This window comes from Micromonospora pattaloongensis, assembly GCF_900107255.1.
Taxonomy (GTDB): Bacteria; Actinomycetota; Actinomycetes; order Mycobacteriales; family Micromonosporaceae; genus Micromonospora_I; species Micromonospora_I pattaloongensis.
In genome coordinates this window covers 680,338-705,444 of sequence record NZ_FNPH01000001.1, presented here as the reverse complement: position 1 = coordinate 705,444, position 25,107 = coordinate 680,338, and the positions used below count along the sequence as shown (strand labels likewise).

26 protein-coding genes and 1 pseudogene are annotated in these 25,107 nt (G+C 72.8%); 17 read left to right on the top strand and 10 right to left on the bottom strand.

The window, feature by feature from the left end; translation table 11 throughout:
• The first annotated feature begins 9 nt into the window (after nucleotides 1–9).
• Together BLW47_RS03445 and BLW47_RS03440 are read left to right on the top strand one after the other, a co-directional pair.
• Nucleotides 10–510 carry an SRPBCC family protein gene (locus BLW47_RS03445; RefSeq protein ID WP_091551214.1) on the top strand — a complete coding sequence of 167 codons (501 nt, stop codon included), beginning with the start codon at nucleotides 10–12 and terminating at the stop codon, nucleotides 508–510.
• Nucleotides 511–555: 45 nt separating this feature from the next.
• Nucleotides 556–1,821 (top strand): outer membrane protein assembly factor BamB family protein, encoded by a 1,266-nt coding sequence (locus BLW47_RS03440; protein WP_091551211.1) that lies wholly within the window; start codon nucleotides 556–558, stop codon nucleotides 1,819–1,821.
• 13 nt (nucleotides 1,822–1,834) lie between these two features.
• On the opposite strand, the gene hisC is transcribed toward BLW47_RS03440, so the two are convergent.
• From hisC to hppD, 4 genes are read right to left on the bottom strand one after another with little or no spacing between them, the layout of a single operon-like run.
• The gene (gene hisC / locus BLW47_RS03435) at nucleotides 1,835–2,950 is read right to left on the bottom strand and encodes a histidinol-phosphate transaminase (RefSeq protein WP_091551208.1); all 1,116 of its coding nucleotides are present in this window, start codon (nucleotides 2,948–2,950) and stop codon (nucleotides 1,835–1,837) included.
• Nucleotides 2,947–3,957 carry an RDD family protein gene (locus tag BLW47_RS03430; protein WP_091551205.1) on the bottom strand — a complete coding sequence of 337 codons (1,011 nt, stop codon included), beginning with the start codon at nucleotides 3,955–3,957 and terminating at the stop codon, nucleotides 2,947–2,949. Before BLW47_RS03430 ends, hisC begins: the two co-directional genes overlap by 4 nt.
• A 49-nt stretch (nucleotides 3,958–4,006) precedes the next feature.
• On the bottom strand, nucleotides 4,007–4,237 hold the full coding sequence (locus BLW47_RS03425) for a hypothetical protein (protein WP_091551203.1): 231 nt from the start codon (nucleotides 4,235–4,237) through the stop codon (nucleotides 4,007–4,009).
• A 10-nt stretch (nucleotides 4,238–4,247) separates the two neighbouring features.
• Complete coding sequence (gene hppD / locus BLW47_RS03420; protein WP_091552487.1) at nucleotides 4,248–5,453, bottom strand: 4-hydroxyphenylpyruvate dioxygenase; 1,206 nt, start codon at nucleotides 5,451–5,453, stop codon at nucleotides 4,248–4,250.
• Between the two features lie 144 nt (nucleotides 5,454–5,597).
• Here hppD and BLW47_RS03415 point away from each other — a divergent pair, with 144 nt between their 5' ends.
• The 4 genes from BLW47_RS03415 (at nucleotide 5,598) to BLW47_RS03400 (ending at nucleotide 10,994) form a co-directional block, all read left to right on the top strand.
• Nucleotides 5,598–6,134, top strand: coding sequence for an Lrp/AsnC family transcriptional regulator (locus BLW47_RS03415; protein ID WP_091552485.1), 537 nt, complete (start codon nucleotides 5,598–5,600; stop codon nucleotides 6,132–6,134).
• Nucleotides 6,135–6,281: 147 nt separating this feature from the next.
• Nucleotides 6,282–7,658 (top strand): outer membrane protein assembly factor BamB family protein, encoded by a 1,377-nt coding sequence (locus BLW47_RS03410; RefSeq protein WP_091552483.1) that lies wholly within the window; start codon nucleotides 6,282–6,284, stop codon nucleotides 7,656–7,658.
• Between the two features lie 121 nt (nucleotides 7,659–7,779).
• Nucleotides 7,780–9,447 (top strand): fumarate hydratase, encoded by a 1,668-nt coding sequence (locus tag BLW47_RS03405; protein WP_091551200.1) that lies wholly within the window; start codon nucleotides 7,780–7,782, stop codon nucleotides 9,445–9,447.
• A gap of 119 nt (nucleotides 9,448–9,566) precedes the next feature.
• On the top strand, nucleotides 9,567–10,994 hold the full coding sequence (locus BLW47_RS03400; RefSeq protein ID WP_091551197.1) for a class II fumarate hydratase: 1,428 nt from the start codon (nucleotides 9,567–9,569) through the stop codon (nucleotides 10,992–10,994).
• Here BLW47_RS03400 and BLW47_RS03395 read toward each other — a convergent pair whose 3' ends face one another.
• Together BLW47_RS03395 and BLW47_RS25750 are read right to left on the bottom strand one after the other, a co-directional pair.
• Nucleotides 10,995–11,273, bottom strand: coding sequence for a hypothetical protein (locus BLW47_RS03395; RefSeq protein WP_175543513.1), 279 nt, complete (start codon nucleotides 11,271–11,273; stop codon nucleotides 10,995–10,997).
• A complete protein-coding gene (locus tag BLW47_RS25750; protein ID WP_281247238.1) occupies nucleotides 11,246–11,377 on the bottom strand; it encodes a hypothetical protein in 132 nt (43 codons plus the stop codon). The genes BLW47_RS03395 and BLW47_RS25750 overlap by 28 nt, the downstream gene beginning before the upstream one ends.
• A 449-nt stretch (nucleotides 11,378–11,826) precedes the next feature.
• On the opposite strand from BLW47_RS25750, the gene BLW47_RS03390 reads away from it, so the two are divergent.
• The 9 genes and pseudogenes from BLW47_RS03390 (at nucleotide 11,827) to BLW47_RS03350 (ending at nucleotide 19,012) form a co-directional block, all read left to right on the top strand.
• Nucleotides 11,827–12,636, top strand: coding sequence for a helix-turn-helix domain-containing protein (locus tag BLW47_RS03390; protein ID WP_091551194.1), 810 nt, complete (start codon nucleotides 11,827–11,829; stop codon nucleotides 12,634–12,636).
• The gene (locus BLW47_RS03385; protein ID WP_091551192.1) at nucleotides 12,627–12,812 is read left to right on the top strand and encodes a DUF397 domain-containing protein; all 186 of its coding nucleotides are present in this window, start codon (nucleotides 12,627–12,629) and stop codon (nucleotides 12,810–12,812) included. Before BLW47_RS03390 ends, BLW47_RS03385 begins: the two co-directional genes overlap by 10 nt.
• A 103-nt stretch (nucleotides 12,813–12,915) precedes the next feature.
• Nucleotides 12,916–13,095: pseudogene (locus BLW47_RS25495) on the top strand (DUF397 domain-containing protein); the annotation flags it as partial.
• 221 nt (nucleotides 13,096–13,316) lie between these two features.
• Nucleotides 13,317–13,739, top strand: coding sequence for a hypothetical protein (locus BLW47_RS03375; RefSeq protein ID WP_091551188.1), 423 nt, complete (start codon nucleotides 13,317–13,319; stop codon nucleotides 13,737–13,739).
• A 361-nt stretch (nucleotides 13,740–14,100) separates the two neighbouring features.
• The gene (locus tag BLW47_RS03370) at nucleotides 14,101–14,964 is read left to right on the top strand and encodes a DUF3152 domain-containing protein (RefSeq protein WP_245736310.1); all 864 of its coding nucleotides are present in this window, start codon (nucleotides 14,101–14,103) and stop codon (nucleotides 14,962–14,964) included.
• A 61-nt stretch (nucleotides 14,965–15,025) separates the two neighbouring features.
• A complete protein-coding gene (locus BLW47_RS03365; RefSeq protein WP_245736309.1) occupies nucleotides 15,026–15,526 on the top strand; it encodes a SigE family RNA polymerase sigma factor in 501 nt (166 codons plus the stop codon).
• Nucleotides 15,519–16,502 carry a hypothetical protein gene (locus BLW47_RS03360; RefSeq protein ID WP_091551186.1) on the top strand — a complete coding sequence of 328 codons (984 nt, stop codon included), beginning with the start codon at nucleotides 15,519–15,521 and terminating at the stop codon, nucleotides 16,500–16,502. Before BLW47_RS03365 ends, BLW47_RS03360 begins: the two co-directional genes overlap by 8 nt.
• Before the next feature lie 36 nt (nucleotides 16,503–16,538).
• A complete protein-coding gene (locus BLW47_RS03355) occupies nucleotides 16,539–17,228 on the top strand; it encodes an HAD family hydrolase (RefSeq protein WP_091551185.1) in 690 nt (229 codons plus the stop codon).
• Nucleotides 17,229–17,317: 89 nt separating this feature from the next.
• Nucleotides 17,318–19,012 (top strand): S8 family serine peptidase, encoded by a 1,695-nt coding sequence (locus BLW47_RS03350; protein WP_175543480.1) that lies wholly within the window; start codon nucleotides 17,318–17,320, stop codon nucleotides 19,010–19,012.
• A 53-nt stretch (nucleotides 19,013–19,065) separates the two neighbouring features.
• Here BLW47_RS03350 and BLW47_RS03345 read toward each other — a convergent pair whose 3' ends face one another.
• A complete protein-coding gene (locus BLW47_RS03345; protein ID WP_091551183.1) occupies nucleotides 19,066–19,713 on the bottom strand; it encodes a helix-turn-helix domain-containing protein in 648 nt (215 codons plus the stop codon).
• Between the two features lie 76 nt (nucleotides 19,714–19,789).
• Here BLW47_RS03345 and cysS point away from each other — a divergent pair, with 76 nt between their 5' ends.
• Together cysS and rlmB are read left to right on the top strand one after the other, a co-directional pair.
• Nucleotides 19,790–21,205, top strand: a complete 1,416-nt coding sequence (gene cysS, locus BLW47_RS03340) for a cysteine--tRNA ligase (protein WP_091551181.1) — start codon at nucleotides 19,790–19,792, stop codon at nucleotides 21,203–21,205.
• Nucleotides 21,205–22,356 (top strand): 23S rRNA (guanosine(2251)-2'-O)-methyltransferase RlmB, encoded by a 1,152-nt coding sequence (rlmB, locus tag BLW47_RS03335; protein WP_091551179.1) that lies wholly within the window; start codon nucleotides 21,205–21,207, stop codon nucleotides 22,354–22,356. Before cysS ends, rlmB begins: the two co-directional genes overlap by 1 nt.
• Before the next feature lie 99 nt (nucleotides 22,357–22,455).
• Here rlmB and BLW47_RS03330 read toward each other — a convergent pair whose 3' ends face one another.
• The 3 genes from BLW47_RS03330 to BLW47_RS03320 form a co-directional block, all read right to left on the bottom strand.
• Complete coding sequence (locus BLW47_RS03330) at nucleotides 22,456–23,043, bottom strand: hypothetical protein (RefSeq protein WP_139307144.1); 588 nt, start codon at nucleotides 23,041–23,043, stop codon at nucleotides 22,456–22,458.
• Between the two features lie 161 nt (nucleotides 23,044–23,204).
• Entirely contained in the window at nucleotides 23,205–24,080 is an 876-nt protein-coding gene (locus BLW47_RS03325) for a carbohydrate ABC transporter permease (protein ID WP_091551174.1), read from the bottom strand.
• Nucleotides 24,080–25,063, bottom strand: a complete 984-nt coding sequence (locus BLW47_RS03320; RefSeq protein WP_091551171.1) for a carbohydrate ABC transporter permease — start codon at nucleotides 25,061–25,063, stop codon at nucleotides 24,080–24,082. The genes BLW47_RS03325 and BLW47_RS03320 overlap by 1 nt, the downstream gene beginning before the upstream one ends.
• Nucleotides 25,064–25,107 lie beyond the last annotated feature (44 nt).

Below are 25,107 nucleotides of genomic sequence, written 5' to 3'. Positions count from 1 at the left end.
GGAGGCGCCATGTCGACGGTGACGGTGACACGCTTACTCGACGCGCCCGCCGAACACATCTGGCGGGTCATGACCGACCTGACCGAACGGATCACGTGGCTCTCCACCGTGGACGAGGTGCGGGTGTTGACCCCCGGCCGGTTCGGCCTCGGCACCATCTGGTGCGAGTCACGGACGATGCCGGACGGCACCTGCGTCACCGAGGAGTTCCACGTCGACGACTGCGCCGCGCCGCACCGCTTCGTGGCCAGCTCGCGTGGGGACGGCGCGGACTACCGGATGACGTACACGCTCACGCCCGTCGACGCCGGCCGCCGTCGGGGCAGGACGGCGGTCACGGTCGTGCACGACGGGGCCCCGAACGGCCCGGGTGGACGATTCCTGGCGTTCGTGCTCGGCGGGCTCGCCGCCCGTACCGTCGAGGGCGCCCTCCGGCAGGACCTGGCCGACCTCGCGCTCGCCGTCGCGACGCCGGTGCCGGCCAACGGCGATCCGGCCGCGGCCGCCTGATCGGGCGCCGCGCGGGATCGATAGGGTGCCCGCGGAGGTGCGGGCATGGCGGACGCCGAGGTCACGGCGGGTGGGCGCGGCCGGCGACGCCGCATCGCGGTGATCGCCGCCGCGGCGGTCGTGTTGCTCGTGGCGACCGCGGTGATCGGCTACCGCGTTCTCGCCCCGACCGAGGTGGTCACGGCCGCCCGCGGCGGGTATCCGCCGCCCCCGACCGCGCAGCCCGGGGTCGTCGCCCGGTTCCCGGTCGCGCCGCTGCTCGTCGACGGCCGGCTCCGGGTGTACGCGGCGAAGCGCCAGGTCCGCGCGGACGGCCCGATCGACGCGAAGGCGCAGGTCACGCCGTACTGGTCGTACCGGCGGTGGCCGGAACAGCTGGTCGGGGTCGTCGCGGACGGCGCAACGGTCCTCAGCCGGTGGTCCGACGGGGAGCTGGTCGCGCTGGACGCCCGGAGCGGACGTCCCGTCTGGCGGGCCGCCGGCCCGCGACCGGAAACCCCCGGGTACGCCGGCCGACGCACCGGCGCCCTCACCGTCTACGCGCCGGCCGGGCTGCACACCGCCACCGCTCGCGACGGACGCCCCGTCGCGGTGGTGACGGGCGAGGATGGGCCGCGCGGGTTCGACCTGCGCAGCGGCGCGGAGCTGTGGCGCGGCGACGCGGCCTGCGACCGGGACGGCTTCACCACCCGCTCGGGCGAGTACGTGACGACGGACAGTTGCGCGTCACCGCAGACTCTTCGCCGACGGGACGTGGCCACCGGGCAGCCGGCGCCGGCGTGGCGGCCGGACGGCGGCGGACCGCTCGTCGTGGAGCCGCTCGGCTGCGGCGTCGCGCGCTCGGGCTGCGCGGCGATGCGCAGCACGAGCGGCGACCGGGCGCGCGGCTGGCTGCTCGACGGCGGCGCGCCGGTGGCGGCGGGCGTGCTCGATCAGCCGGACGCGTGGCTGGTCGGAGAGGCCGCGGTGCGGCGCGACGGCGCCGAGCTGACCGCGCGGTCCGTCCGCACCGGGGCCGAGCTGTGGCGGCGGCCGGTGGAGGCCGGGACGCGGGTGGTCGCCGTGCAGCCGGGCCGGGTGCACCTGCTGACCCCCGGCCGCGACCTGGTCACCATCGACGTGGCCAGCGGGGCCGAGCGGTCCCGGTTCGTGCTCCGCACCGGGCGGGAGAAGACCAACTGGGCGCCCGGGTACGGCTACGCCGCCGACGGCTTCGTGGCGGTGGAACGCCTCGCCCAGCCGGTGGACCCGACCGAAAAGGACGCCCGGTACTACCGCAGCGCCGACCCGATCATCTTCGCCGCCAGCTGATCTCGACGGGCGGTCAGCCGAGGGCGGTCTCGGCGACCGCGAGGAAGGCGTCGTTCTCCTCGGGGGTGCCGATGGTGACCCGGACGCCGTCGCCCTGGAACGGCCGGACGATCACGCCGCGCGCCTCGCACGCCGCGCTGAACGCCGCCGCGCGGTCGCCCAGCGGAAGCCACACGAAGTTCGCCTGGCTTTCCGGCACGTCCGGCAGCAGCTTGCGCAGCGCCTCGGTCACCCGCTCCCGCTCGGCGACGACCAGCGCGCAGCGCCGGCGTACCTCGTCCTCCTGCGCCAGCGCGGCCAGCGCCCCGGCCTGGGCGGCCATGCTGGTCGAGAACGGGGTCACCACCTTGCGGACCGCGGCGGCGACCTCGGGGTGGGCGACGAGGAAGCCGATCCGCAGACCGGCCAGCCCCCACGCCTTCGACAGCGTGCGCAGCACGACGACGTTCGGGCGGTCGGCGTAGGTCGCCAGCCCGTCGGGCACGTCGGGGTCGGTGACGAACTCCCGGTACGCCTCGTCGAGGATCACCAGCACGTCGTCGGGGACGTCGGCGAGGAACCGGTCGAGCTCCGCGCGGCGCAGGGCCGTGCCGGTCGGGTTGTTGGGGTTGCAGACCAGGATCATGCGGGTCCGGTCGGTGACCGCCGCGGCCATCGCCGGCAGGTCGTGGCCGTGGTCGGGGGTGTTCGGCACCCGGATGCTGGTCGCGCCGGTGGTCGCGGCGATGATCGGGTACGCCTCGAACGAGCGCCACGAGTAGAGGATCTCGTCGCCGGGCAGGCAGGTGGCGCGCGCCAGGTGCTCGGCGAGCGCGACCGACCCGCAGCCGGTGGCGATCCGGTCGGCGTTCACCCCGTACCGCTCGGCGAGGGTTTCGCGCAGGGCCACCACGCCCATGTCCGGGTAGCGGTGCACGCCCGCGACGGCCTCCGTGACCGCCTCCACGACGCCGGGCAGCGGCCCGTACGGCACCTCGTTGCTCGCCAGCTTGATCGCCTCGGGCAGCCCCAGCTCGCGGGCGAGGTCGGCCGGGCTGCGGCCGGGCACGTAGTTGGGCAGCGCGTCCAGGTCGGCGCGGGTCAGCCCGAGCCGCCGGGGCCGCTGCTGGGGGTCGGAAGACCGGGTCATGCTGAGCCTCCAGGAGTGTCGGAGCGGTCCTCGGGTTCGGCGCCGGGGCGGTGCGACGGGGTGGCGTCGCGGGGGAGCTGCACCACCACGGTCTGCGCCGACTTGTCGTGCAGCGCCTGGTGGAGCGGCCGATCGAACAGTACATACGCGGAGTCGACGATCTGCAGCACGAAGCCGACGCAGCAGACCCAGAGCAGGGTGGGCAGCCCCATCGTGTTCCAGCGCCGGAACGCCCGGCCGAAGCCGAGCGGGCCGTCGGCCTCCAACCGGGCCACCCTCAGCCGCATGATCCGCTTACCCAGCGTCTGTCCGGTGTTCGCGGTCGACGGCACCTCGTAGGCGAACCACAGCGCCGCCGCGATCAGCACGATGACCATCTGCAGGCTGGTGGCGCGTTCGCTCGCCGTCGGCAGCCCGTCCATCGACTGCTCGCCGGCGCGGGCGCGCCGCCACGCCTCCGCGAAGACGGGGGAGACCTCCTGCGCGTACTGCCAGACGAACCAGCCGTTGACCACGACGTTGAGCAGCAGCACCATGCCGATGTCGATCAGGCGGGCGGCCAGCCGGGCGCCGAGCGGCGCCAGCGCGAGCCCGTGCGGGCGCGGGGGCGGGGGCGGAAGGTGGCCGTACGGGTGGGGCCAGCCGGGCGGCGGCGCGCCCGGTCCCGGCGGGAAGCCGGCGGGCGGCCCGGCGGGCGGCCCGTACGGCGGGTACGGCGGGTGGCCGGCCTGCGGCGGCGGTCCCGGCGCCCACGACCCACCGGGCTGCGGCGCACCGGGCAGCGGCGCGCCGGGCAGCGGTGCGGCGGGCTGGGACGCACCCGGTTGCGGCACACCGGGCAGCGGTGCGGCGGCGGGCGGGGCGGGGGCCGGCTCGGCGGGCGGTGGGCCCGGCGGTGGCGTCGCGCCCGCGGGCAACGGCGCGCCGACCCACCCCTCGCCGTCCCAGTAACGCTGCGTCGTCGGCTCGGCGGGGTCCTTGTACCACCCCGGGGCCACAGAACTCACGGTGCCACCTTCTGCTCGCGACCGCGCGGGGCGCTCCCCGTCGCGGAGTTCACGCTGGCACCTTAACGACAACGGTCCGGCCGAACTCGTGGTGCAGGCACTGCTGGTGCGGCTCGTCCCACAGCTGGCGGAGCCCGTCGAGGTAGACGAGGCCCGGCAGGAACGCCGCGGCGCCACCGGGGCCGGGCGGTGGCCCGTACCCCGGTGGCGTGGCCGGCGCGGACGGCCGCGCCACCGGCGTTCCGGTTGCGGTCCTGGCGTCGGAAGGCTCGTCGATCACCAGGACAGTGTTACAGGTTGCCGCGACGTTCCTGCTCGCGCTCGATGGCCTCGAAGAGCGCCTTGAAGTTGCCCTTGCCGAAGCCGAGCGAGCCGTGCCGCTCGATCAGTTCGAAGAAGACGGTGGGGCGGTCCTGGACCGGCTTCGTGAAGATCTGCAGCAGGTAGCCGTCCTCGTCCCGGTCGACCAGGATCTTGCGCTTCTTCAGCTCCTCGATCGGCGCGCGCACCTCGCCGATCCGCGCCCGCAGCTCCGGGTCGTCGTAGTACGAGTCGGGGGTGTCGAGGAACTCGACGCCGGCCGCCCGCATGGCGTCCACGCTGGCCAGGATGTCGTTGGTGGCCACCGCGATGTGCTGGGCGCCGGGGCCGCCGTAGAACTCCAGGTACTCGTCGATCTGCGACTTCTTCCGGGCGACCGCCGGCTCGTTGAGCGGGAACTTCACCTTCCGCGTGCCGCTGGCGACGACCTTGCTCATCAGCGCCGAGTAGTCGGTGGCGATGTCGTCGCCGATGAACTCCGCCATGTTGGTGAAGCCCATGACGCGGCGGTAGAACTCCACCCACTCGTCCATCTTGCCGAGCTCGACGTTACCGACGATGTGGTCGACGGCCTGGAAGAAGCGCTTGGGCTGCACCCCGGCGTCGATCATCGGCTGGCGGTCCACGATCGGCTTGCGGGCCACGAAGCCGGGCAGGAACGGCCCGCTGTAGCGGGAGCGGTCGACCAGCGAGTGCACGGTGTCGCCGTACGCCGCGATCGCGGCCATCCGGACCGTGCCGTGCTCGTCGGTGAGGTCGTGCGGGGCGGTCACGCCGGTGGCGCCCTGGGCGAGCGCGTGGGCGTACGCGTTGTCGACGTCCGGGACCTGCAGCGCGATGTCGGAGACGCCGTCGCTGTGCGCGGCGACGTGCGCCGACGCCGGCGCCCCGGCGTGCACGGCCCCGGCGAGCACGAAGCGGGCCGATCCGCTGGTCAGCACGTACTCGGCGTGGTCGCGGTAGCCCTGCTCCGGCCCGCGGTACGCCACGCAGGTCATGCCGAACGCGGTCGAGTAGTAGTGCGCCGCCTGCTTCGCGTTGCCGACCAGGAACCGGACGTGGTCGAGCCCCTTGACCGGGAACGGGTCGGCGGTGATGTCGTGGGCGACCGCGCCGATCAACTCGTCGACGTCGACGTCCTCAGCGGTCTGCGGGCGGTCGATGGCGTGGGTCATCGCGGTCACTCCCTCTCTGGCCGTGGCGCGGGCGGCCGGCGCCGTGGAACCGTGTTGTGCGGGAAGGATCGCGGGACGACGGTGACCTGGGCAACTGTCCACTGAAATGCTGGTCAGGTTGTGCACTTGGTAGGGTCGGTCGCCGTGACTACTGCGCAAGATGTCCAGCTCGATTCGCTCGATGCCGAGCTGATCGCGCTGCTCGCGGCCGAGCCCCGGATCGGCGTGCTGGAGTGTTCGCGGCGGCTGCGGGTCGCGCGCGGGACCGTGCAGGCCCGGCTGGACAAGTTGCTCGCCCGCGGCGTGATCCGCGGGTTCGGGCCGGAGATCGAGCCCGCCGCGATCGGCTTCGGGGTGACCTCGTTCGTGACGCTGGAGATCAGCCAGCGCTACGGGCACGACGCGGTGGCGGCGCACCTGTCGGACATCCCGGAGGTGCTGGAGGCGCACACGATCACGGGCTCCGGCGACCTGCTCTGCCGGATCGTCGCCCGCTCCAACACCGACCTGCAGCGGGTGATCGACCAGATCGTGTCGTACGAGGGCATCGTCCGGGCCTCGACGATCATCGCGCTGGCCGAGCAGATCCCGTACCGGGTGCTGCCGCTCGTCCGGTCGGCGACTGTGAACCCCCGCCAAGCCGGGCATACCTCATCGACACGGGAAAATAACGCCGATTAGGCAAGGTCGATTTCCCCGTCCCGGCGTCGCTACCGTGACCGGGTGCCGAAGGGGACCGGCGGCCCGTGCGTGAAGTGTTACGTCGCCTTCGCGGCGACGGTCCTCATCGTGCTCGTCGCCACCAACGTCTGGAACCCCTTCCCGGACATGTGGGGCTGGGTCGGCCGGACCCAGCCGATGTCGGAGCCCGACGTCGCCTGGCAGCAGCGCATCGGTGGCACCCCGAAGACGGTGACGATCACCGACACGGCCGTCGTGGTGGAGGAGCGCCTCGCCGTCGAGGCGCGCAGCCTCGCCTCCGGCGTCCAGATCTGGCGGCGCAAGGCCGACTGGGCGGCGGTCGCCGGCGACGGTCCCGGCGCGGTGGTCGCGATCGGGCAGTTGCTCGTCAAGGGGTACGAGGTGCTGGACCCGGCCACCGGAGCGGTGCGCCGCCGCGACAGCCAGGCGGTCGCCGTCTGGAGCTACCGGGACGCGCTGCTCGACGTGCGCTGTTCCGGCCCGACGGACTGCCTGCTGACCGCCTGGGCGCCGCGCGGCAGCACCCCGCTCTGGACCGCGCCGGTGCCCGGGATCGGCTTCGTGCTCTTCGCCGACAACCCGGAGCTGCGCGGCACCCGGCCGCTGACCACTCGTCAGGTGGCGACCCAGGCCGGGGGGCCGGAGCCGATGCCGCCGATGCTGGGTTTCCCGGTGGACGGCCGGGTCCACGTGCTCGACACCGCGCTCGGGCGGTTCGTGCAGCAGCTCGAGCCCGGCCAGCACGAGCGGATCAGCGTGGTCGGCGGGCGGGTGCTGCACACCGTTGCCACCAGCGACGACGGCACCTGCTACTTCACCGTCGAGGCGTACGACCCGGCGAACGGTCAGCGGGTGTGGCGCCGGGTCGGGATCAACCTGCGGACCGCGAACGGCGCCGGCTGCCCGCACCGCGACAACCCGACCGGCACCGACAACGTGCTCGTGGGGGTGACGCCGGAGCGGCTGGAGGTCGTGCTCGACGCGTACGACGGGCGGACGCTCTGGACCGGCGCGGAGCGGGAGACGCTGCTCGCGGTCGACGACCGGCGGGCGCTGGTGCGCTCGGCGGACAACAAGACGATCAAGGGGTACGAGCTGGGCGTGCCGGGGCCACGGTGGACGCGTCCCGCGGAGCCGGAGACCTCCGCCGGGCTCGCCCGCTACGCCGCGGTGCTCGTCGAGCGCAAGGCCAACCGGATCATCGCGCTGGATCCGCGTACCGGACGGGAGCTGATCAACCTGCACTCGTCGGCGAAGGTGCTGGCCCTCGGGCCCGGCGGCATGGTGATCGGCGAGGGTCGGGAGATCGGGTACGTCCGCTTCGGCACCGTGGCCGTGCCGCCCGGTCGCCCGCGTCCGGGCGGCACCGGACCGCCGCCCGGCGGTGGGGTGCCGGACCCCGGTGACGGCGTTCCGGGGCCGGGGCCGGGCGACGGGGAGCCGGGACCGTGCGGCGGCCCGAAGGAGCCACGCTGCCCGAGCGCCGTCCCGGGCCGCGGCTGAGCTGGCCGGGCACGCCGCTGCGCGGCTGAGCTGGCCGCGCGACACGCCGGTGCAGTGGTACGTCCCACGACCGGCCCCGCCGCTACGCCAACCGCCCCCGGCTGGCCTAGGCTTGCCGCTCATGAGCAGTGCCGCCGCGTTCTCGTACTCCCCCCTGCTTCCCCTCGGCGATGACCTGACGGACTATCGCCTGGTCACCGACGAGGGCGTCGATGTGGTGCACGGCCCGGGCGGGCGGCGATTCCTCACCGTCGAGCCGTCGGCGCTGACCGCGCTGACCGCGGAGGCGATGCACGACATCTCGCACTATCTGCGCCCGGCGCACCTGGCCCAGCTCCGCTCGATCATCGACGACCCGGCGGCGTCGCCGAACGACCGGTTCGTCGCGCTCGACCTGCTGCGCAACGCGAACATCGCGGCCGGAGGCGTGCTGCCGATGTGCCAGGACACCGGCACCGCCATCGTGATGGGCAAGCGCGGCCGGCACGTGCTGACCGACGGCTCGGACGAGGCGGCGATCGCGCGCGGCGTGTACGAGGCGTACACCCGGCTCAACCTGCGCTACTCCCAGCTCGCCCCGCTCACCATGTGGGACGAGCGGAACACCGGGACGAACCTGCCCGCCCAGATCGAGCTCTACGCCGAGGACCCGGGCGGCCAGCCGGACGCGTACAAGTTCCTCTTCATGGCCAAGGGCGGCGGCTCGGCCAACAAGTCCTTCCTCTACCAGGAGACGAAGGCGCTGCTGAACCCGACGCGGATGATGCAGTTCCTGGAGGAGAAGCTGCGGCTGATCGGCACCTCCGCCTGCCCGCCGTACCACCTTGCGGTGGTCATCGGTGGCACCTCCGCCGAGCACGCGCTGAAGACCGCGAAGCTGGCCTCGGCGAAGTACCTGGACACGCTCCCCACGTCGGGGTCGATGCTCGCGCACGGCTTCCGGGACGTGGAGCTGGAGGCCGAGGTGCTGGAGCTGACCCGCAACTTCGGCATCGGCGCGCAGTTCGGCGGTCGCTACTTCTGCCATGACGTACGGGTGATCCGGCTGCCCCGGCACGGCGCCTCCTGCCCGGTCGCGATCGCGGTCTCCTGCTCCGCCGACCGCCAGGCGGTCGCCAAGATCACGCCGTCGGGCGTCTGGCTGGAGCGCCTGGAGACCGACCCGGCCCGCTTCCTGCCGGACGTCACCGACGCGCAGCTCGACTCCGCCGAGGTGGTCCGCGTCGACCTGAACCGGCCGATGGACGAGATCCGCGCCGAGCTGTCGAAGTACCCGGTGAAGACCCGGCTGTCGCTCACCGGCCCGCTGGTGGTGGCGCGCGACATCGCGCACGCCAAGATCGCCGAGCGGCTGGACGCGGGCGAGCCGATGCCGCAGTACCTGCGCGACCACGCCGTCTACTACGCGGGCCCGGCCAAGACGCCCGAGGGCTTCGCCTCCGGCTCCTTCGGACCGACCACGGCGGGCCGGATGGACGCGTACGTCGAGAAGTTCCAGGCGGCCGGCGGCTCTCAGGTGATGCTGGCCAAGGGGAACCGGTCGGCGCAGGTGACGCGGTCGTGCCAGCAGCACGGCGGCTTCTACCTCGGCTCGATCGGCGGCCCGGCCGCGCGGCTGGCGCAGGACTGCATCAAGCACGTCGAGGTCCTCGAATACCCGGAGCTGGGTATGGAGGCGGTCTGGAAGATCGAGGTGGAGGACTTCCCGGCCTTCATCGTCGTCGACGACAAGGGCAACGACTTCTTCGCCGAGGTCACCAAGCCGGTCCTCACCATCGGCCGCGCCTGACGGTTCCGCCGCGTTGATCATGAGGTTTGCGGCCCGTTCGCGCGCGTCCCGGGCGCGGTAAACATCATGATCAACGGAAGCCAGGCGTAGCCGCGCCCGGTTCCGGGCAGGATGGGCGTGTGACGACGAACGAGGTGCCCGGGTTCCGGATCGAACGCGACACGATGGGCGAGGTGGAGGTGCCCGCCGAGGCGCTGTGGGGGGCGCAGACCCAGCGCGCCGTACAGAACTTCCCGGTCTCGGGGCGCGGGCTGGAGCCGGCGCACATCCGCGCGCTCGCCCAGATCAAGGGGGCGGCCGCCCAGGTCAACGCGGAGCTCGGGGTCATCCCGCTCGCCGTCGCGGAGGCGATCGCGACGGCGGCGGCGCACGTCGCGGACGGCACCTACGACGACCATTTCCCGATCGACGTCTTCCAGACCGGCTCGGGCACGTCGTCCAACATGAACGCCAACGAGGTGATCGCCACCCTTGCCGCCCGCGTGCTGGGCCGGCCGGTGCACCCGAACGACCACGTCAACGCGTCGCAGTCCAGCAACGACGTCTTTCCCTCGTCGATCCACCTCGCCGCCACGTACGCCGTGCTGCACGACCTGGTGCCGGCGCTGCGGCACCTCGACGGCGCGCTGAGCGCCAAGGCCGAGGAGTTCGCCTCGGTGGTGAAGTCGGGGCGTACGCACCTGATGGATGCCACCCCTGTCACGCTGGGCCAGGAGTTCTCCGGCTACGCCGCGCAGGTCCGGTACGGCATCGAGCGCCTGGAGGCGTCCCTGCCCCGGCTGGCGGAACTGCCGCTCGGCGGCACCGCGGTCGGCACCGGCATCAACACCCCGCCCGGCTTCGCCGCCGCCGTCATCGGCCGGCTGCGCGAGATGACCGGGCTGCCGCTGACCGAGGCGCGCAACCACTTCGAGGCGCAGGGGGCGCGGGACGCGCTCGTCGAGGCGTCCGGGCAGCTCCGCACGATCGCGGTGGGGCTCTACAAGATCGCCAACGACATCCGGTGGATGGGCTCGGGCCCGCGAGCCGGGCTGCGCGAGCTGCGCCTGCCCGACCTGCAGCCCGGTTCGTCGATCATGCCCGGCAAGGTGAACCCGGTGGTCTGCGAGTCGGTCCGCCAGGTCTGCGCCCAGGTGATCGGCAACGACGCGGCGGTCGGGTTCGCCGGCTCGCAGGGCGACTTCGAGCTCAACGTGATGCTCCCGGTGATGGGCCGCAACCTGCTCGAATCGATCCGGTTGCTGGCCGCCGTCAGCCGGTTGCTCGCCGACCGCTGCGTGGTCGGCCTGGTCGCGGACGAAGACATGTGCCGGGAGTACGCCGAGGGCTCCCCGTCGATCGCGACCCCGCTCAACCGCTTCCTCGGGTACGACGAGGTCGCCTCGATCGCGAAGCAGGCGCTGGCCGAGGGGAAGAGCATCCGGTCGGTGGTGATCGAGCGCGGCCACGTCGAGGCCGGGCGCCTCACCGAGCAGCAGCTCGACGAGGCGCTCGACGTGCTCCGGATGACGCGTCCCGCGCCGGAGCCGCCCGCCGGCACCGAGTGATCACGTCGGTCGGCGCGGCACCCAGCCGAGAAACCGTTCGAAGACCGCGCGCGGGTCGGGGCCGTCGTCGGGGTTGAGCCGGTACAGGTCGGCGACCGCCTCGTGGAGCGTGGCGCAGAGGTAGACGCAGAGCCCGACCGGATCGTCGGCGTACTCGGCGGTGAGCGCGAGCCGGGCGGACCCGCACGGCCACGGCGCGGCGCAGGCACGGCAGAGCCAGATCGGGCGCAGCGGCGTGTGCGGGGTGTGGCTCACCAGCGGCCGCCGTTGGCCCGCCAGGTCTGCGCGGGCGTCAGCCGGCCGGCCCGTCCGACCTGCGGGTTCGCCACGGTCGCGTCCGCCCACGCGGGGCGGTTGCGGCGGCGCGGGTCGGGCGCCGCCACAACGGGCACGGTGGCGTGGCGGTCCGGGCACGACCTCCAGCGCTGACCGCAGGAGCAGCGCGGTCGCAGCCCGCGCCAGACGCGGCGGTGCCGCGGCGCGAGTGGGATCGGTTGCGGCCCACGATTCAGCCATCGCATGTACGACCTCCTGTCGAGCTGCTGGCGTCGGTGCTCGCGCCCGCGTCTGGGGCGCGTTGGTGCTCGCACCCTCGTCGCGCTGGCGCGGGCTGGATCGGGACCGCGCCGGGGGAGTCGGCGCGGTCCCGGCGGTTCCGCCCGTCCTCGTCTGTCTGCTATGGATCCGAGCGGTTCCGGCCTTCACAGTCTGGTGAGGACGGCACTACGGTCGGAAGGGTCCGCGGCCGTCCCGGCAGTCGCGTTGGAAGCGGCGTTTCCGCAGGTGGACAGCGGGTGGAATCGAGGGCTTCGGCGGTGGAGGCATCCTGGATATGACTGAGCAGAAGACCGCGGCGACGTTCCTGATCGGCGAGCTGCGCCGGGCGCGCACCGGCCGGGGGATGAGCCAGGAGGACCTGGGCAGGGCGATCAACTACTCGGGGTCGCTGGTGAGCGCCGTCGAGCTGGGCCAGCAGCGGCCAAGCGCCGACTTCCTGAGTCGCGTGGACAAAGCGCTAGAAACTGGCGGCCTCTTCGGCCGGATGCTGGAGGACCTGGTTAGCCACGATCCGACTCAGCCGTGGCTGCGCCCTTGGCTGGCGGTCGAGCGTGAGGCGACCGCATTGCGGCAGTACGAGCCGCTACACGTACCGGGCCTGTTCCAGACCGAGGCTTACGCCCGAGCGGTGTTCGCCAGCGGTGAGCTGCTCGAAGCGCAGGAGGTCGAGCGGCGGGTGGCGGCCCGGATGGAGCGACAGGCCATTTTTGCGCGCAAGAATCCGCCGCGCCTCGTGGCTGTTGTGGACGAGGGAGTGCTTCGACGAGTGGTCGGTGCGCCAGCGGTCATGCGGGAGCAACTGCTCCACCTGGCCCGCGTGGGGAGCGAATACCCTCGGGTGCGGCTGCACGTCGTGCCGCCGTCCGCCGGTGAGTACCCTGGCCTGAACGGTCCGTTCGTCCTCGCCATGCTGCCTGACGGTAACGAAGTCATGTATCTCGACGGCCAGGTCCCAGGTGAGGTAAGCGAGCGCGCGGCGGACCTGGCGTGGGTACGGCGGGTCTGGGAGGCCACACTCGGTGAGACGTTAACTCCACGCCAGTCGATCGAGTTGTTCAGGGAAGTGGCGGAGACATGGAGTTGACCGGCGCCGTCTGGCACAAGAGCAGCCGCAGCAACCAGCAGAACAACTGTGTCGAGGTGGCCACGAACCTGCGCGGGGTCGTCGCCGTGCGGGACAGCAAGGACCGCGTTGGTCCGGTCCTTGCGTTCACGCCGGCCGCCTGGAGGGCCTTTCTCACCGGCGTCAGCCGTTACTGATCCCCGAGGCCGGGGTTTGGGTGCGACGGGTATGGGAGGCGACGCTCGGCGAGACGCTGACGCCGCGCCAGTCGATAGAGCTGATGAGGGAAGTGGCGGGGACATGGAGCTGACCGGCGCCCGTTGGCGCAAGAGCCGTCGCAGCGCTCAGGACGGTAACTGCGTCGAGGTGGCGACGAATCTGCGCGGGGCCGTGGCGGTGCGGGACAGCAAGGACCGCGTTGGCCCGGTCCTCGCGTTCACGCCGGCCGCCTGGCGCGCCTTCCTCGCCGGCGTCACCCGTTACAGACTTCGGCAGCAGGATGAGTTGGTGGGTACAAATCGACGGGCGATGCGTGACCCGAGTCTCGCTCGTAGCGTGCCCACCGAGAGACACGTTCAGTCCAGCGGCCTGCCGATTGCTTCGACGCCATTGGGTCACGCCGACACGTCTGCGGTAGTGCCATCAGGTGAAGGTGACGCCATCGCGTGGTGCCACGACTGTCGCGCAGTCACGATCGGCCCATGACCCCGATCTCACCCCACCGGGTCGGCCGCTCTCTGTCCCTCGGCGTGGTTCTGGGTGCGCTCACCTGGGCCGCCTGGCTGGGCTGGGACCGGTCGCCGTCCTATGACGTGATCACCGACAGCGTCCAGACCCCGTACGTGACCCTGCAGGTGTTGGGGTGCGCGCTGACCGTCGCGGTGGCGACCGTGGTGCTCGCGGTGCGCGCTCATCCTGTGGCCGGGCCCGGGGGTGTGGCGGTCGGCTTCTGGGTGGTCTGGACGGTGGACGCTGCCTCCCATGACGACACCGGACTCTTCGCCGTCGGAGCCGTGCTGCTCGCCTTCGGGTTGGCGGCCGGTATCAGCTTGACCGCGGCCACCGCAGTGGGTGTGCGTACAGCGATCGAGGCGAGGACACGACGCCGGACGGACGGTCGCTAGGTGACGAGTCGCGCGCCGAGGACTGGGAGCGTGGCAGCGGAACGCATCCACAGCTGACGGTCTCATCGGTAGGCGGATTTGTACCCACCCACCTCATCTTGCTGCCGAACTCACCCGTTACTGACCCCGCGGCTGATCCCCGAGGCTGGGGCACGAGGCCGGCCCCTCCGTGGCCCGCTCCCCTCGGCCGAGTGAACCTGCGATGGGAATCGGTCGATCTGCCGAAGCTTCCGGTCGCCCCCGCCGATGGGTCCGAGCGGTGAGGCCCTGCTGGCGGAGCTGAAACGCCGGCCGGCGCTCACCGCGTGATCAATGGCGAGGGGATCGAGCGGCGGTCCCACGAAGCCGAAGGAGTGCCGGCGTGGGTGGCAGGTCACGGCGGATGGCGGCGACCGGGTTGGCGCTGGCGGTCGCGCTGGCCGCGAACGCGGGGTGTGCGGGCCAATCCGCGGCCGGCGCCCCGAGCGGCCGGACCAGCACGGTGACGGCCGCCCCGTCGACCACGCCGGGGCCGGACCGGGCGACGCCGGGCGAGATCAGGTCGGGGCCGGACCGGACGACGCCGGGCGAGATCAGGCCCGGCCCCGTCATCGTGGACCCGCCACCGAAGCCCCCGACCCGCCCGCCGGTGATCAGCTATCCGCAGGCCGGCAAGGGCACCTGGTCGATCGCCGCGGGCCGGAGCCGGATCGCCGGCAAGGCCGGGCAGTTGCTGCGCTACCGCGTCGCGGTGGAACGGGGCATCAACAACGTGAACGTCGCGCAGTTCGCCGACGCGACGTACTCGATCCTCGCCGACCCGCGGGGCTGGACCGGCGGCCGGAGCTGGCGGTTCCAGCGCGTCGGGCCGGGCGACCCGTACGACTTCACGCTCTACCTGGCCACTCCCGTGACCCGCGACCAGCTGTGCGGCGGCGGGCGTGACCGCTACACGTCCTGCCGCAACGGCGACCGCGTCGTGATCAACGTGGCGCGCTGGGCGCACGGCGTGCCGAAGTACGGCGCCCCGCTGGAGGTCTACCGGCAGTACGTGGTGAACCACGAGGTCGGGCACCGGCTGGGCCACGGGCACGAGACCTGCCCGGCGCGCGGGCGACCGGCGCCGCTGATGCAGCAGCAGACCCTCGGCCTGCACGGCTGCCGTGCCAACCCGTGGCGCATCGTCGGCGGTCGGGCGTACTCCGGGCCTCCCGGCGTCTACAACGACCCGGTGCCGCGGGCCTGAAACGCAGCGCACCTCCCGTCGCGTGTAACAAGCAGCAGCCGCCGCGACGGGAGGACCGACTGTGCAGATCTCCTTTGAGGAGTTCGTCACCGCACGAGGGCCGGCGCTGCTGCGCTTCGCCTATCTCCTCTGCGGCGACCGCTACCTCGCGGAGGATGTGCTGCAGGAGGTGCTCGCCCGGGCGTACCGCCGGTGGTCGCGGATCGGTGGGGCGCCGGAGCCGTATCTGCGCAAGGCGGTCCTGAACCAGTACCTGTCGTGGTGGCGGCGGAAATCCAGCAGCGAAGCGCTGGTCGCCACCGTTCCGGACCGCGTCCAGGCGTACCGGACGGCGGACGAGCTGGCCGCGCGGGACGAGATCTGGACGCTGCTCGCCACCCTGCCGCGGCCGCAGCGTGCGGTGCTGGTGCTGCGGTACTACCTCGACCTTTCGGACTCGGAGATCGCCGAGCTGCTGGGATATGCGGTGCCGACGGTCCGCGTGTACGCCTTCCGGGCGCTCGGCCGGCTGCGCGCCGCTCTCTCTGGCCGGGCACCTACCACGGAGGCACGCAGTGGATGACACCGAGGACCTGCTCCGCGCGACATTGCACGACCGGTCCGCACAGATCGTCGCCGCGCCGCTGCTCGACCCGGTCCGGCGGCGCGCCGACCGGCAGCGGCGTCGCGGGCACGTGGTCGCCACTGGGCTGGCGGCCGCCGCCGTCCTGCTCGGCGGGCCCGCCCTGCTGACCGTCGTGACCCCGGACGCGGTGCCGGACATCGCCGCGGTCCCGGCCGACCCGCCCGATCCGCGTACGCCGGTCCGGCTCGGCCCGGCGGCGTCCCCGCTGCCGACGTTCCCGTTCGCTCCGCGGGTCCGGCCCGACGGGTACGGCCGCCCGGTCGCGCAGATCGCGGCCGGGGAGGTGATCCTGCGCTACTCCGGCGCCGCGGGCCGCTGGCTGACCGTGACCGCCGGCACCGTCGAGCCGCCGGTGCTCGACCCGGGGCCGGTCGCGTCCGTCCGGGTGCATGGCCGGCAGGCGGCGCTGCGGGCGGCCTCCGGGGCCAGCCCGGCGTCCTCGGTGCGGTGGCGGGAGAGCAGCGGGCTCTGGGTCGAGGTCCGTGCCGACGCCGGGCTGAAGACCAAGGAGCTGATCAGGTACGCCGAGGGCCTGCGTCCGGGCGCCGTCGCGGTCGCCGTGCCGTGCAGCTTCGCCCGCGTCCCGCTCGACATGCCGCTCGACGTGGTGACCCCGACCGCCATGTCGTTCCGGCCCGCGGCGCTACCGCCGAGTGACGACTTCGTGGGCAAGCTGACCGTCCTGCTCAGCGCCCCCGGCGAGCAGCCGCCCGCCGACGCCCGCCCGGTCACCGTCGGCGGGCGCCCCGGCTGGATCACCACCGGCCCCGACGCGACGTCGCTCGCGGTCGACCTCGACGATCGTGTCCTGGTGGTGCAGGTCGGCGCCGGCCTCCGACTCAGCGACGGGGAGTTGGTGTCGTTCGCGGCGGGGATATCCCTCACGCGGCACGCCGAGGTGGGGGTCGGCTAGCGGAGGCAGGAGTCAGCCGGCTCCTACCCTTGGCGCGTGATCACGACCGTGGTGTTCGACGCCGATGAGACCCTGATCGACCTGCGCCCGGCGGTGACGGGCGCGCTGGTCGCCGTACTCGATGAGATGCGGGCCCTGACCCCGGCGGCGGCCGGGGTCACGGTCGCGGACCTGGAGTCGGATTGGGACGCGGTCTTCGGCGACCTGGCGGCGGCGCCGGTGGCGGAGATCCGGCGGGCGGCGCTGGCCCGGTCGGTGGCGCGGGTCGGCCTGGACGGCGAGCTCGACCGGATCGCCGAGTTGTTCTTCGCGCGGCGGTACGCGCTGAGCCGGCCGTTCGCGGACGCGTTGCCGGCACTGGCGCGGCTGCGCGAGCGGTACGCGGTGGGCTTCGCGACCAACGGCAACAGCCGGGCGGAGCGGTGTGGCCTGGCGGGCGAGTTCGCGTTCGAGCTGTACGCGCACGTCAACGGGGTGCCGAAGAAGCCGGCGCCGGGTTTCTACGCGGCGGTGGTCGCGGCGGCCGGTGTCGCGCCGTCCTCGATCGTCTATGTCGGTGACAACTGGGAGCACGACGTGGTGGGGCCGCGCGCGGCCGGCCTGCGGGCGGTGTGGCTGAACCGGCACGGCGCGCCCCGGCCGGGCGGTCCGGTGCCCGACGCCGAGATCTCGTCGTTGGCCGAGCTGCCAACGGTGCTGACAGAAATGCTCGCGGCGACCGGGTGACGAATACGGGACAATCCGGACGGGAGTCTGGCATTGGCCGGCCTGATCGGGTGAGATGCTCTCACGTCCCGTAACGAGAGGATCATCTGGTGAGCAGACGCTTCACCGCCGGCGCCGTCGCTACCGCGGCGGCCCTGGCCCTGGTGGTGACGATGCCGTCCGGCGGGGCTACCGCCGCCCCGGCCCGCGCCGCCGAGTACACCGTGGTCGCCGCCGACGGGGTCTCCGCCGACGCGGCGCTGGCCGCGATCACCGCGGCCGGCGGCACCGTGGTCTCCCGCACCGACGGCGTCGGTGTCTTCCAGGTCGTCAGCGACCGCACCGACTTCGCCGCCCGCGCCGCCGCCTCGACCGCGCTGGTCGGCGCCGCCGAGCGCAAGGCCATCGGCTACGCCCCCAAGGCCCGCCTCGACAAGGTCGAGCGGGAGAACCTGAAGACCGCCGCGAAGAACAAGGGCTCGGAGAGCCGGCGCGCCGCCAAGGCCGACCCGCTGGACGACAAGCTCTGGGGCCTGGACATGATGCGGGCGAAGGCGGCCCGCAAGATCGAGTCCGGTGACCGGCGGGTGACCGTCGGCGTCATGGACACCGGCGTGGACGCCAGCAACCCCGACATCGCCGCGAACTTCGACTGGAGACTGTCGAAGAACTTCGCCAAGGACCTGCCGGACGTCGACGGTCCGTGCGAGGTCGAGGCCTGCCTCGACCCGGTCGGCACCGACGACAACGGCCACGGCACCCACGTCGCCGGCACGATCGGCGCGGCCGCCAACGGCTTCGGCCTCTCCGGCGTCGCGCCGAACGTCTCGCTGGTCGAGCTGAAGACCGGCCAGGACTCCGGCTACTTCTTCCTCGACTCCGTGGTCAACGCGCTGGTCTACGCCGCCGACAAGGGCATCGACGTGGTCAACATGTCGTTCTACGTCGACCCGTGGGCGTTCAACTGCCTCAACAACCCCGCCGACTCCGCCGAGGAGCAGGCCGCGCAGCAGGCCACGATCAAGGGCATGCGCCGGGCGCTGGAGTACGCGCACGCCCGCGGCGTGACGCTGGTCGGCGCGCTCGGCAACAACCACGAGGACCTGGGCGCGCCGCGCACCGACACGTCGAGCCCGAACTACGGTGGCACGCCGCGCCCGCGGCCGATCGACAACAACACCTGCTGGGACCTCCCGGTTGAGGGTCCGCACGTCATCGGCGTCTCCGCGATCGGGCCGTCGGGCAAGAAGTCCGACTTCTCGAACTACGGCGTCGAGCAGATCTCGGTCGCCGCGCCGGGCGGCTGGTACCGCGACGGGTTCGGCACGGCGTCGTACATGACGGACGCCAACATGATCCTGTCGGCCTACCCCGTGAAGGTCCTCAAGGAGGAGGGGCTGGTCGACGCGGACGGCAACATCACGCCGGACGGTGAGGGCGCGGTCTTCAAGGAGTGCACCAAGGCCGGTAAGTGTGGCTACTACACCTACCTGCAGGGCACCTCGATGGCGTCCCCGCACGCCGCCGGCGTCGCCGCGCTGATCGTGAGCAGGTTCGGCGGGCCGGACTTCCGCCGCGGCGGCCTGACCATGTCGCCGGACCTGGTCGAGCACCAGCTGCTGCGTACGGCCGCCGAGCGCGCCTGCCCGGAGCCGCGCCTGCAGACCTACACCAACGAGGGCCGGAGCGCCGAGTTCAACGCCTACTGCGAGGGCGACGAGAACTTCAACGGCTTCTACGGCTACGGCATCGTCGACGCGTACGCCGCCGTGACGAGCCCGCTGCAGCCCTGGAAGCGCCCGTAACGCATCGCGCAGGTGGCGGGGTCCGGTCGGTCGACCGGGCCCCGCCCGCTTTTCTACGACAGCGCGTCGGCGACGGCGGCGGCCGCCGCCAGCACCTGCGGACCGACGACCGTGACGTCCAGCGGGGCCAGCGCGACCACCCCGACGCTCGCCTCCAGCCCCTCGACCCCGAGCACCGGCGCCGCCACCCCGTACGCCCCGGGTTGCAGCTCACCGCTGGTGGCGACGGGGCCCGCGCCGCCGGCCCGGCCGGCGAGGATCGCCTGGCCCGCAGCCCCGCGGTCCACGGGGTGCCGGGAGCCGGTCCGGTAGGCGACGTGGAACGTCGTCCAGCTCGGCTCGACGGCGGCCACCGCCACCGCCTCGCCGCCGTCGGCCATGGTCAGGTGCGCGGTCGCCCCGACCTGCTCGGCGAGGCGGCGCAACGCCGGCAGCGCGGCGTCGGCCAGCAACGGCTGGGTGCGGCGGGCCAGCTGCAGCAGGCCCACCCCGAGGCGGAGTCGTCCGTTGCCGTCGCGCCGCAGCATCCCGTGCTCGACGAGGGTGCCGACCAGCCGGTAGACGACGGCCCGCCCGACGCCGAGCCCCGCGGCCGCCTCGGTCACGGTCAGCCCGCCGGGCGCGTCGGCGACGAGCCGCAGCAGCCGCAGCCCGCGGTCGAGGGTCTGCGCGGTCTCGGTCGGCCTGGGCGGGGCATCCACGCCGACGAGGGTACGGCCCGGCCGGGCGGCTCCGTCCGGATGCCCGTGCAGCTGGGCCGACGGCTACCCTTGTACGGTGACGCTACGGCTGTATGACACCGCGACCCGGTCGATGCGGGACTTCGTCCCGCGCGAGCCCGGCAAGGTCGCGATCTACCTGTGTGGCCTCACCGTGCAGTCCGCGCCGCACATCGGGCACCTCCGCTCCGGGGTCAACTACGACGTGCTGCGCCGCTGGTTCCTGCACACCGGCTACGACGTCACGTTCATCCGCAACGTCACCGACATCGACGACAAGATCCTGGTGAAGTCGGTCGAGCAGGGTCGCCCGTTCTGGTCGATCGCGTACGCCAACGAGGTGATCCTGGCCGAGGCGTACCGGGCCCTCAACGTGCTGCCGCCGACCTACGAGCCCCGCGCCACCGGGCACATCCCCGAGATGCACCAGCTGATCCAGAAGCTGATCGACGACGGGCACGCGTACGCCGCCGGCGACGGCTCGGGCGACGTCTACTTCGACGTGGGCTCGTACCCGGAGTACGGCGCGCTCTCCGGGCAGCGGCCCGACGCCATGCAGGCCGGGGGCGAGGAGGCCGAGCGCGCCAAGCGCGACCCGCGCGACTTCGCGCTTTGGAAGGGCGCCAAGCCGGACGAGCCCGCCGACGCGTACTGGCCGTCGCCGTGGGGGCGGGGGCGCCCGGGCTGGCACATCGAGTGCTCGGCGATGACCTGGCGCTACCTCGGCGCGGAGTTCGACATCCACGGCGGCGGCCTGGACCTGACGTTCCCGCACCACGAGAACGAGTTGGCGCAGTCGAGGGCGGCCGGCCTGCCGTTCGCCCGCTACTGGGTGCACCACGCGCTGCTCAATCTCGGCGAGGCCAAGATGAGCAAGTCGCTGGGGAACGTGATCGATCTCGACCACGTGGCGGAGCTCGGCATCCGCCCGGTCGAGCTGCGCTACTACCTGCTCGCTCCGCACTACCGGTCCCGCATCGACTATTCGGATGAGGCCCTGCGCGAGGCGGCGGTCGCCTACCGTCGGGTCGAGGGCTTCGTGCAGCGCGCGGCGGAGCGGGTCGGCGCCGGCGCGGTGGGCGAGGTGCCGGCCGGGTTCGTCGCGGCGATGAACGATGACCTCAACACCTCCGGCGCGCTCGCCTTCGTGCACGAGGAGACCCGCGACGGCAACACGGGGCTCGCGGGCGGCGACGACGAGACGGTCCGGACGGCGCTGGGTCGGGTCCGGGCGATGCTCGGCATCCTCGGTGTCGACCCGCTGGACCCGCAGTGGAGCGGAGCGGAGCGGACCGGTGACCTGCGCGACGTGATCGACTCGCTGGTGGCGCTGGCGCTGGAGCAGCGCGCCCAGGCACGCGCCCGGAAGGACTGGGCCGCGGCCGACGCGGTCCGCGACCAGCTCAAGCACGCCGGCGTGGTCGTTGAGGACACCCCGCAAGGCCCCCGTTGGACCATTGGAGAGCAGGACTGATGCCCGGAAACTCGCAGCGCCGCGGAAAGCGGGTGGCGTCGAAGAAGGGCGCCACCGTCGGCTCGGGCGGTAAGAACAAGGCGGGTCTCGCCGGCAAGGGTCGGACCCTCCCGGCCGACGAGCGCCCGTGGCACAAGGCGTACTCGGGCACCGAGAAGCTGCCGCAGCGCACCGCCTGGAAGCAGGAGAAGGAGCGCCGCGCCGCGGCCGAGGAGGGACGCGCGCCGAAGATCGGCACCCCTGGCGCCAAGGACACCACGTGGGGCGGCGGCTGGGGCACCGGCAAGGGCTCCCGGGGAGTCGCCGCCGGCCGCGGCGGGCGTGCCGGCGTGGGCCGCACGGGGGGCAAGGCTCCGGCCCGGTCCGGGCCGCGGGTCGCGCCGGGACGCAAGTCGACGCCACCGAAGGACGCCCCCGAGCTGCTCGTCGGGCGCAATCCGGTGGTGGAGGCGCTGCGCGCGCAGGTGCCGGCGACCGCGCTGTACGTGGCGCAGGGCATCGACATCGACGACCGGGTCAACGAGCTGGTGCGCACCGCCGCCGACCGGGGCATCGCGATCATGGAGATCAGCCGGGCGGAGCTGGACCGGATGACCGGCGGCGTGCTGCACCAGGGCGTCGGGCTCCAGGTGCCGCCGTACGCGTACGAGCCCTTCGACGACCTGGTGGCCGCCGCCGCCGAGCAGGCCGCGCCGCTGCTCGTCGCGCTCGACGGGGTGACCGATCCGCGCAATCTCGGCGCGATCGTCCGCTCCGCGGCGGCGTTCGGCGCGCACGGGGTGTTCGTGCCCGAGCGTCGCGCCGCGGGGATCACCGCGACCGCCTGGCGGACCAGCGCGGGCGCGGCCGCCCGGGTGCCGGTCAGCCAGGTGATCAACATGACGCGGGCGCTCAAGGCGTGCCAGGACGCCGGGTTCACGGTGGTCGGGCTGGACGCCGACGGCGAGACCGACCTCTACTCGCTGGAGGCCGCGGTCGGCCCGCTGGTGGTGGTGGTCGGCTCGGAGGGGCGCGGCCTGTCCCGGCTGGTCGGGGAGACCTGTGACCTGCGGGTCAGCATCCCGATGATGTCCGAGGTCGAGTCGCTGAACGCCAGCGTCGCGGCCGCGGTCACCCTCGCCGAGGTCACCCGCCGCCGCCTGGCCGCCTGACCCGCCCGCCCCGCCCGCCCCGCCCCTGATCACGACGATCTTGGACTTATGGCGACCATTCGTCCGGTTTGCTGAACCATAAGTCCAAGATCGTCGCGATCATGCCGGCGCTACCCGGCGCGTCACGGCGTGCAGGGCGAAGAGGGCGTGGCCGGCGAGGATCGGGGTGAGCGGCGGGAGCACCAGCGCGCCGAGCGTGGCGGCCAGGGCCAGCACGCCGGCGACGGAGATCAGCGCGAGTGGTCGCGACTCGGCCGTCCGGAGCGCGGCGCGGCCGGCCCCCCGCCAGCCGTGGCCGCCGCGTCGGCCGAGCTCGACGACGGTGAGCCCGGCGAAGCCGACCGCGGCGGCGAGCACCGCGGCGGTGACCGCGAGCAGCACGGCACCGCCCGGCACCGCGCCGCGGGCGAGCGCGACCAGGTTGAGAACGAGCAGCCCGGCCGTCCCGCCGGCGACGGCGGTGGCGCCAGCGCCGGGCAGCAGCGCGCGGACGAAGGTACGCAACGTCGGGCGCAGCCCGGGCCAGGTGTCCCGCTCGATCCAGTGGTGTACGGCGGCGCTGGCGGTGGCGACCGCGGCTCCGGCGGTCAGCACGCCGAGCGCCGCCACGGTGGTGAGGATCCCGAGCAGCGCGAGGTCGCTCGCGGCGCGCACCGTGTCCCGCCAGTCCTGCCCACGACGAGGCACCTCAGCCAACGACGCGGCTCGACCGGCCGCCTGCCCACGACGAGGCACCTCAGCCAACGACGCAGCTCGACCGGCCGCCTGCCCACGACGAGGCACCTCAGCCAACGACGCGGCTCGACCCGTCTGCGCACCCACCGACCACCCCGCCGTGACCCTCCGATTCATCCTTTGAGCCCGCTGGTGTTGATGCCCTCGACGAGCATCCGCTGGAACGCGACGAAGAACAGGAACACCGGGAGCAGCGACAGCAGCGACATCGCGAACATCGGTCCCACCGCGCTCTGGCTGGTGGAGTCGATGAACAGGGTCAGCGCCACCGGGACGGTGTAGTCGGACAGGTCGGAGAGGAACACGAGCTGTCGGAAGAAGTCGTTCCAGGTCCAGATGAACGAGAAGATCGCGGTGGTGACCAGCGCCGGCCGGCTGAGCGGCAGGATGACGTGCCGGAAGATGCCGTACGCGCTGGCGCCGTCGATCTTGGCTGCCTCGTCCAGCTCGCGGGGGATTCCCCGCATGAACTGGACCATCAGGAAGACGAAGAACGCCTCGGTGGCGAGGAACTGCGGCACCAGCAGCGGCAGGTACGGCCAGTCGCTGCCGACCCAGCCGAACGTGCGGAACAGGATGTACTGCGGCACGATCAGCACGTGGCCGGGGAGCAGCAGCGTTCCGATCATGATGGCGAACCAGAACCCGCGCAGCCGGAACCGCAGCCGGGCGAAGGCGTACGCCGCCAGCAGGCAGGAGACGGCGTTGCCCACCACGGTCAGCAGGCTGATCATCGCGCTGTTGAGGAAGAACCGGCCGAAGCTGACGTCGAAGTTGTTCCAGCCGTCGCTGAAGTTGCCCGGGGTGAACGTCTCCGGCAGCAGCCCGATGTTGTTGACGATCTCCTCTTGGGACTTGAACGACGTCCCGATCATCCAGAACAGCGGGTAGAGCACGGCGGCGAGGATGGCGGTCAGGATCGTCAGTCGGACGACCTGCCGGCCGAGCCCGGAGCGGCGGCGGGGCACCGTCGGTGTCTGCGCGACCATCACCGGTCCTCCCCGTCAGAGTAGTGCACCCAGAAGCGGCCGGTGCTGAAGAGCGCGATCGTGATCAGCGCGATGGCGAGCAGGAAGACCCAGGCCATCGCGGAGGCGTAGCCCATCTCCAGCTCGGTGAAGCCCGTGATGTAGAGGTTCAGCGTGTACATCAGGGTGGAGTCGACCGGGCCGCCGGTGCCGTTGCTGAGCACGAACGCCGCGGTGAAGCCCTGAAAGCCGTTGATGGTCTCCAGCACCAGGTTGAAGAAGATGACCGGCGAGAGCATCGGCAGCGTGACGTTGACGAACTGCCGCCACGTGCCGGCGCCGTCGACGGACGCGGCTTCGTACAGCTCGGTCGGCACCTGCTTGAGCCCGGCCAGGAAGATGACCATCGGCGCGCCGAACTGCCAGATGGCGAGCACCATCAGCGTCTCCAGCGCCCAGTCGGGGTCGTTCACCCAGGGCTTGCCCTCGATCCCGAACAGGCTCAGGAACGAGTTGAAGGCGCCGTCGCGGTTGAACATGTTGACCCAGACGATGGCGAGCGCGACGCTGCCGCCGAGCAGCGACGGCAGGTAGAACAGGCCGCGGAACAGGCCGACGCCGCGCCAGGCGCGGTTGAGTAGCAGGGCGACGCCGAGCGCCGCGGCCAGCTTCAGCGGTACGGCGATCAGCGCGAACGACAGCGTGACGGAGACCGCGTGCCAGTAGGACGGGTCGCTGGTGAACATCCGCTCGTAGTGGGCGAGCCCGACCCACTCGACCTCCGACCAGGGGGTGAGGACGTCGTAGTTGGTGAAGCTCAGGTAGAGCGACAGGAGCATGGGGATCGCCGTGATGGCCATCAGGCCGATGAGCCAGGGCGACAGGAAGACGTACCCCGCCAGACCCTCGCGTTGGCGGACCCGGCTCGACCCGCGTGGCGTGGCGGGGGCCGCGGCGGTGCCGTCAGCGCTCGGTGTCGGGTTGGGCGTCGTGGTCAGCGCCACGAGCGGACTCCTCTCCGGACTGTCGTGCGCGACGGGGGCGCAGC

Bases quoted from the DNA above. Each gene is read 5' to 3' on its own strand.
- BLW47_RS03445 (WP_091551214.1), top strand. From the start codon at position 10: ATGTCGACGGTGACGGTGACACGCTTACTCGACGCGCCCGCCGAACAC.
- BLW47_RS03440 (WP_091551211.1), top strand. From the start codon at position 556: ATGGCGGACGCCGAGGTCACGGCGGGTGGGCGCGGCCGGCGACGCCGC.
- hisC (WP_091551208.1), bottom strand. From the start codon at position 2,950: ATGACCCGGTCTTCCGACCCCCAGCAGCGGCCCCGGCGGCTCGGGCTG.
- hppD (WP_091552487.1), bottom strand. From the start codon at position 5,453: ATGACCCACGCCATCGACCGCCCGCAGACCGCTGAGGACGTCGACGTC.
- BLW47_RS03410 (WP_091552483.1), top strand. From the start codon at position 6,282: ATGTGGGGCTGGGTCGGCCGGACCCAGCCGATGTCGGAGCCCGACGTC.
- BLW47_RS03405 (WP_091551200.1), top strand. From the start codon at position 7,780: ATGAGCAGTGCCGCCGCGTTCTCGTACTCCCCCCTGCTTCCCCTCGGC.
- BLW47_RS03390 (WP_091551194.1), top strand. From the start codon at position 11,827: ATGACTGAGCAGAAGACCGCGGCGACGTTCCTGATCGGCGAGCTGCGC.
- BLW47_RS03385 (WP_091551192.1), top strand. From the start codon at position 12,627: ATGGAGTTGACCGGCGCCGTCTGGCACAAGAGCAGCCGCAGCAACCAG.
- BLW47_RS03375 (WP_091551188.1), top strand. From the start codon at position 13,317: ATGACCCCGATCTCACCCCACCGGGTCGGCCGCTCTCTGTCCCTCGGC.
- rlmB (WP_091551179.1), top strand. From the start codon at position 21,205: ATGCCCGGAAACTCGCAGCGCCGCGGAAAGCGGGTGGCGTCGAAGAAG.
- BLW47_RS03325 (WP_091551174.1), bottom strand. From the start codon at position 24,080: ATGGTCGCGCAGACACCGACGGTGCCCCGCCGCCGCTCCGGGCTCGGC.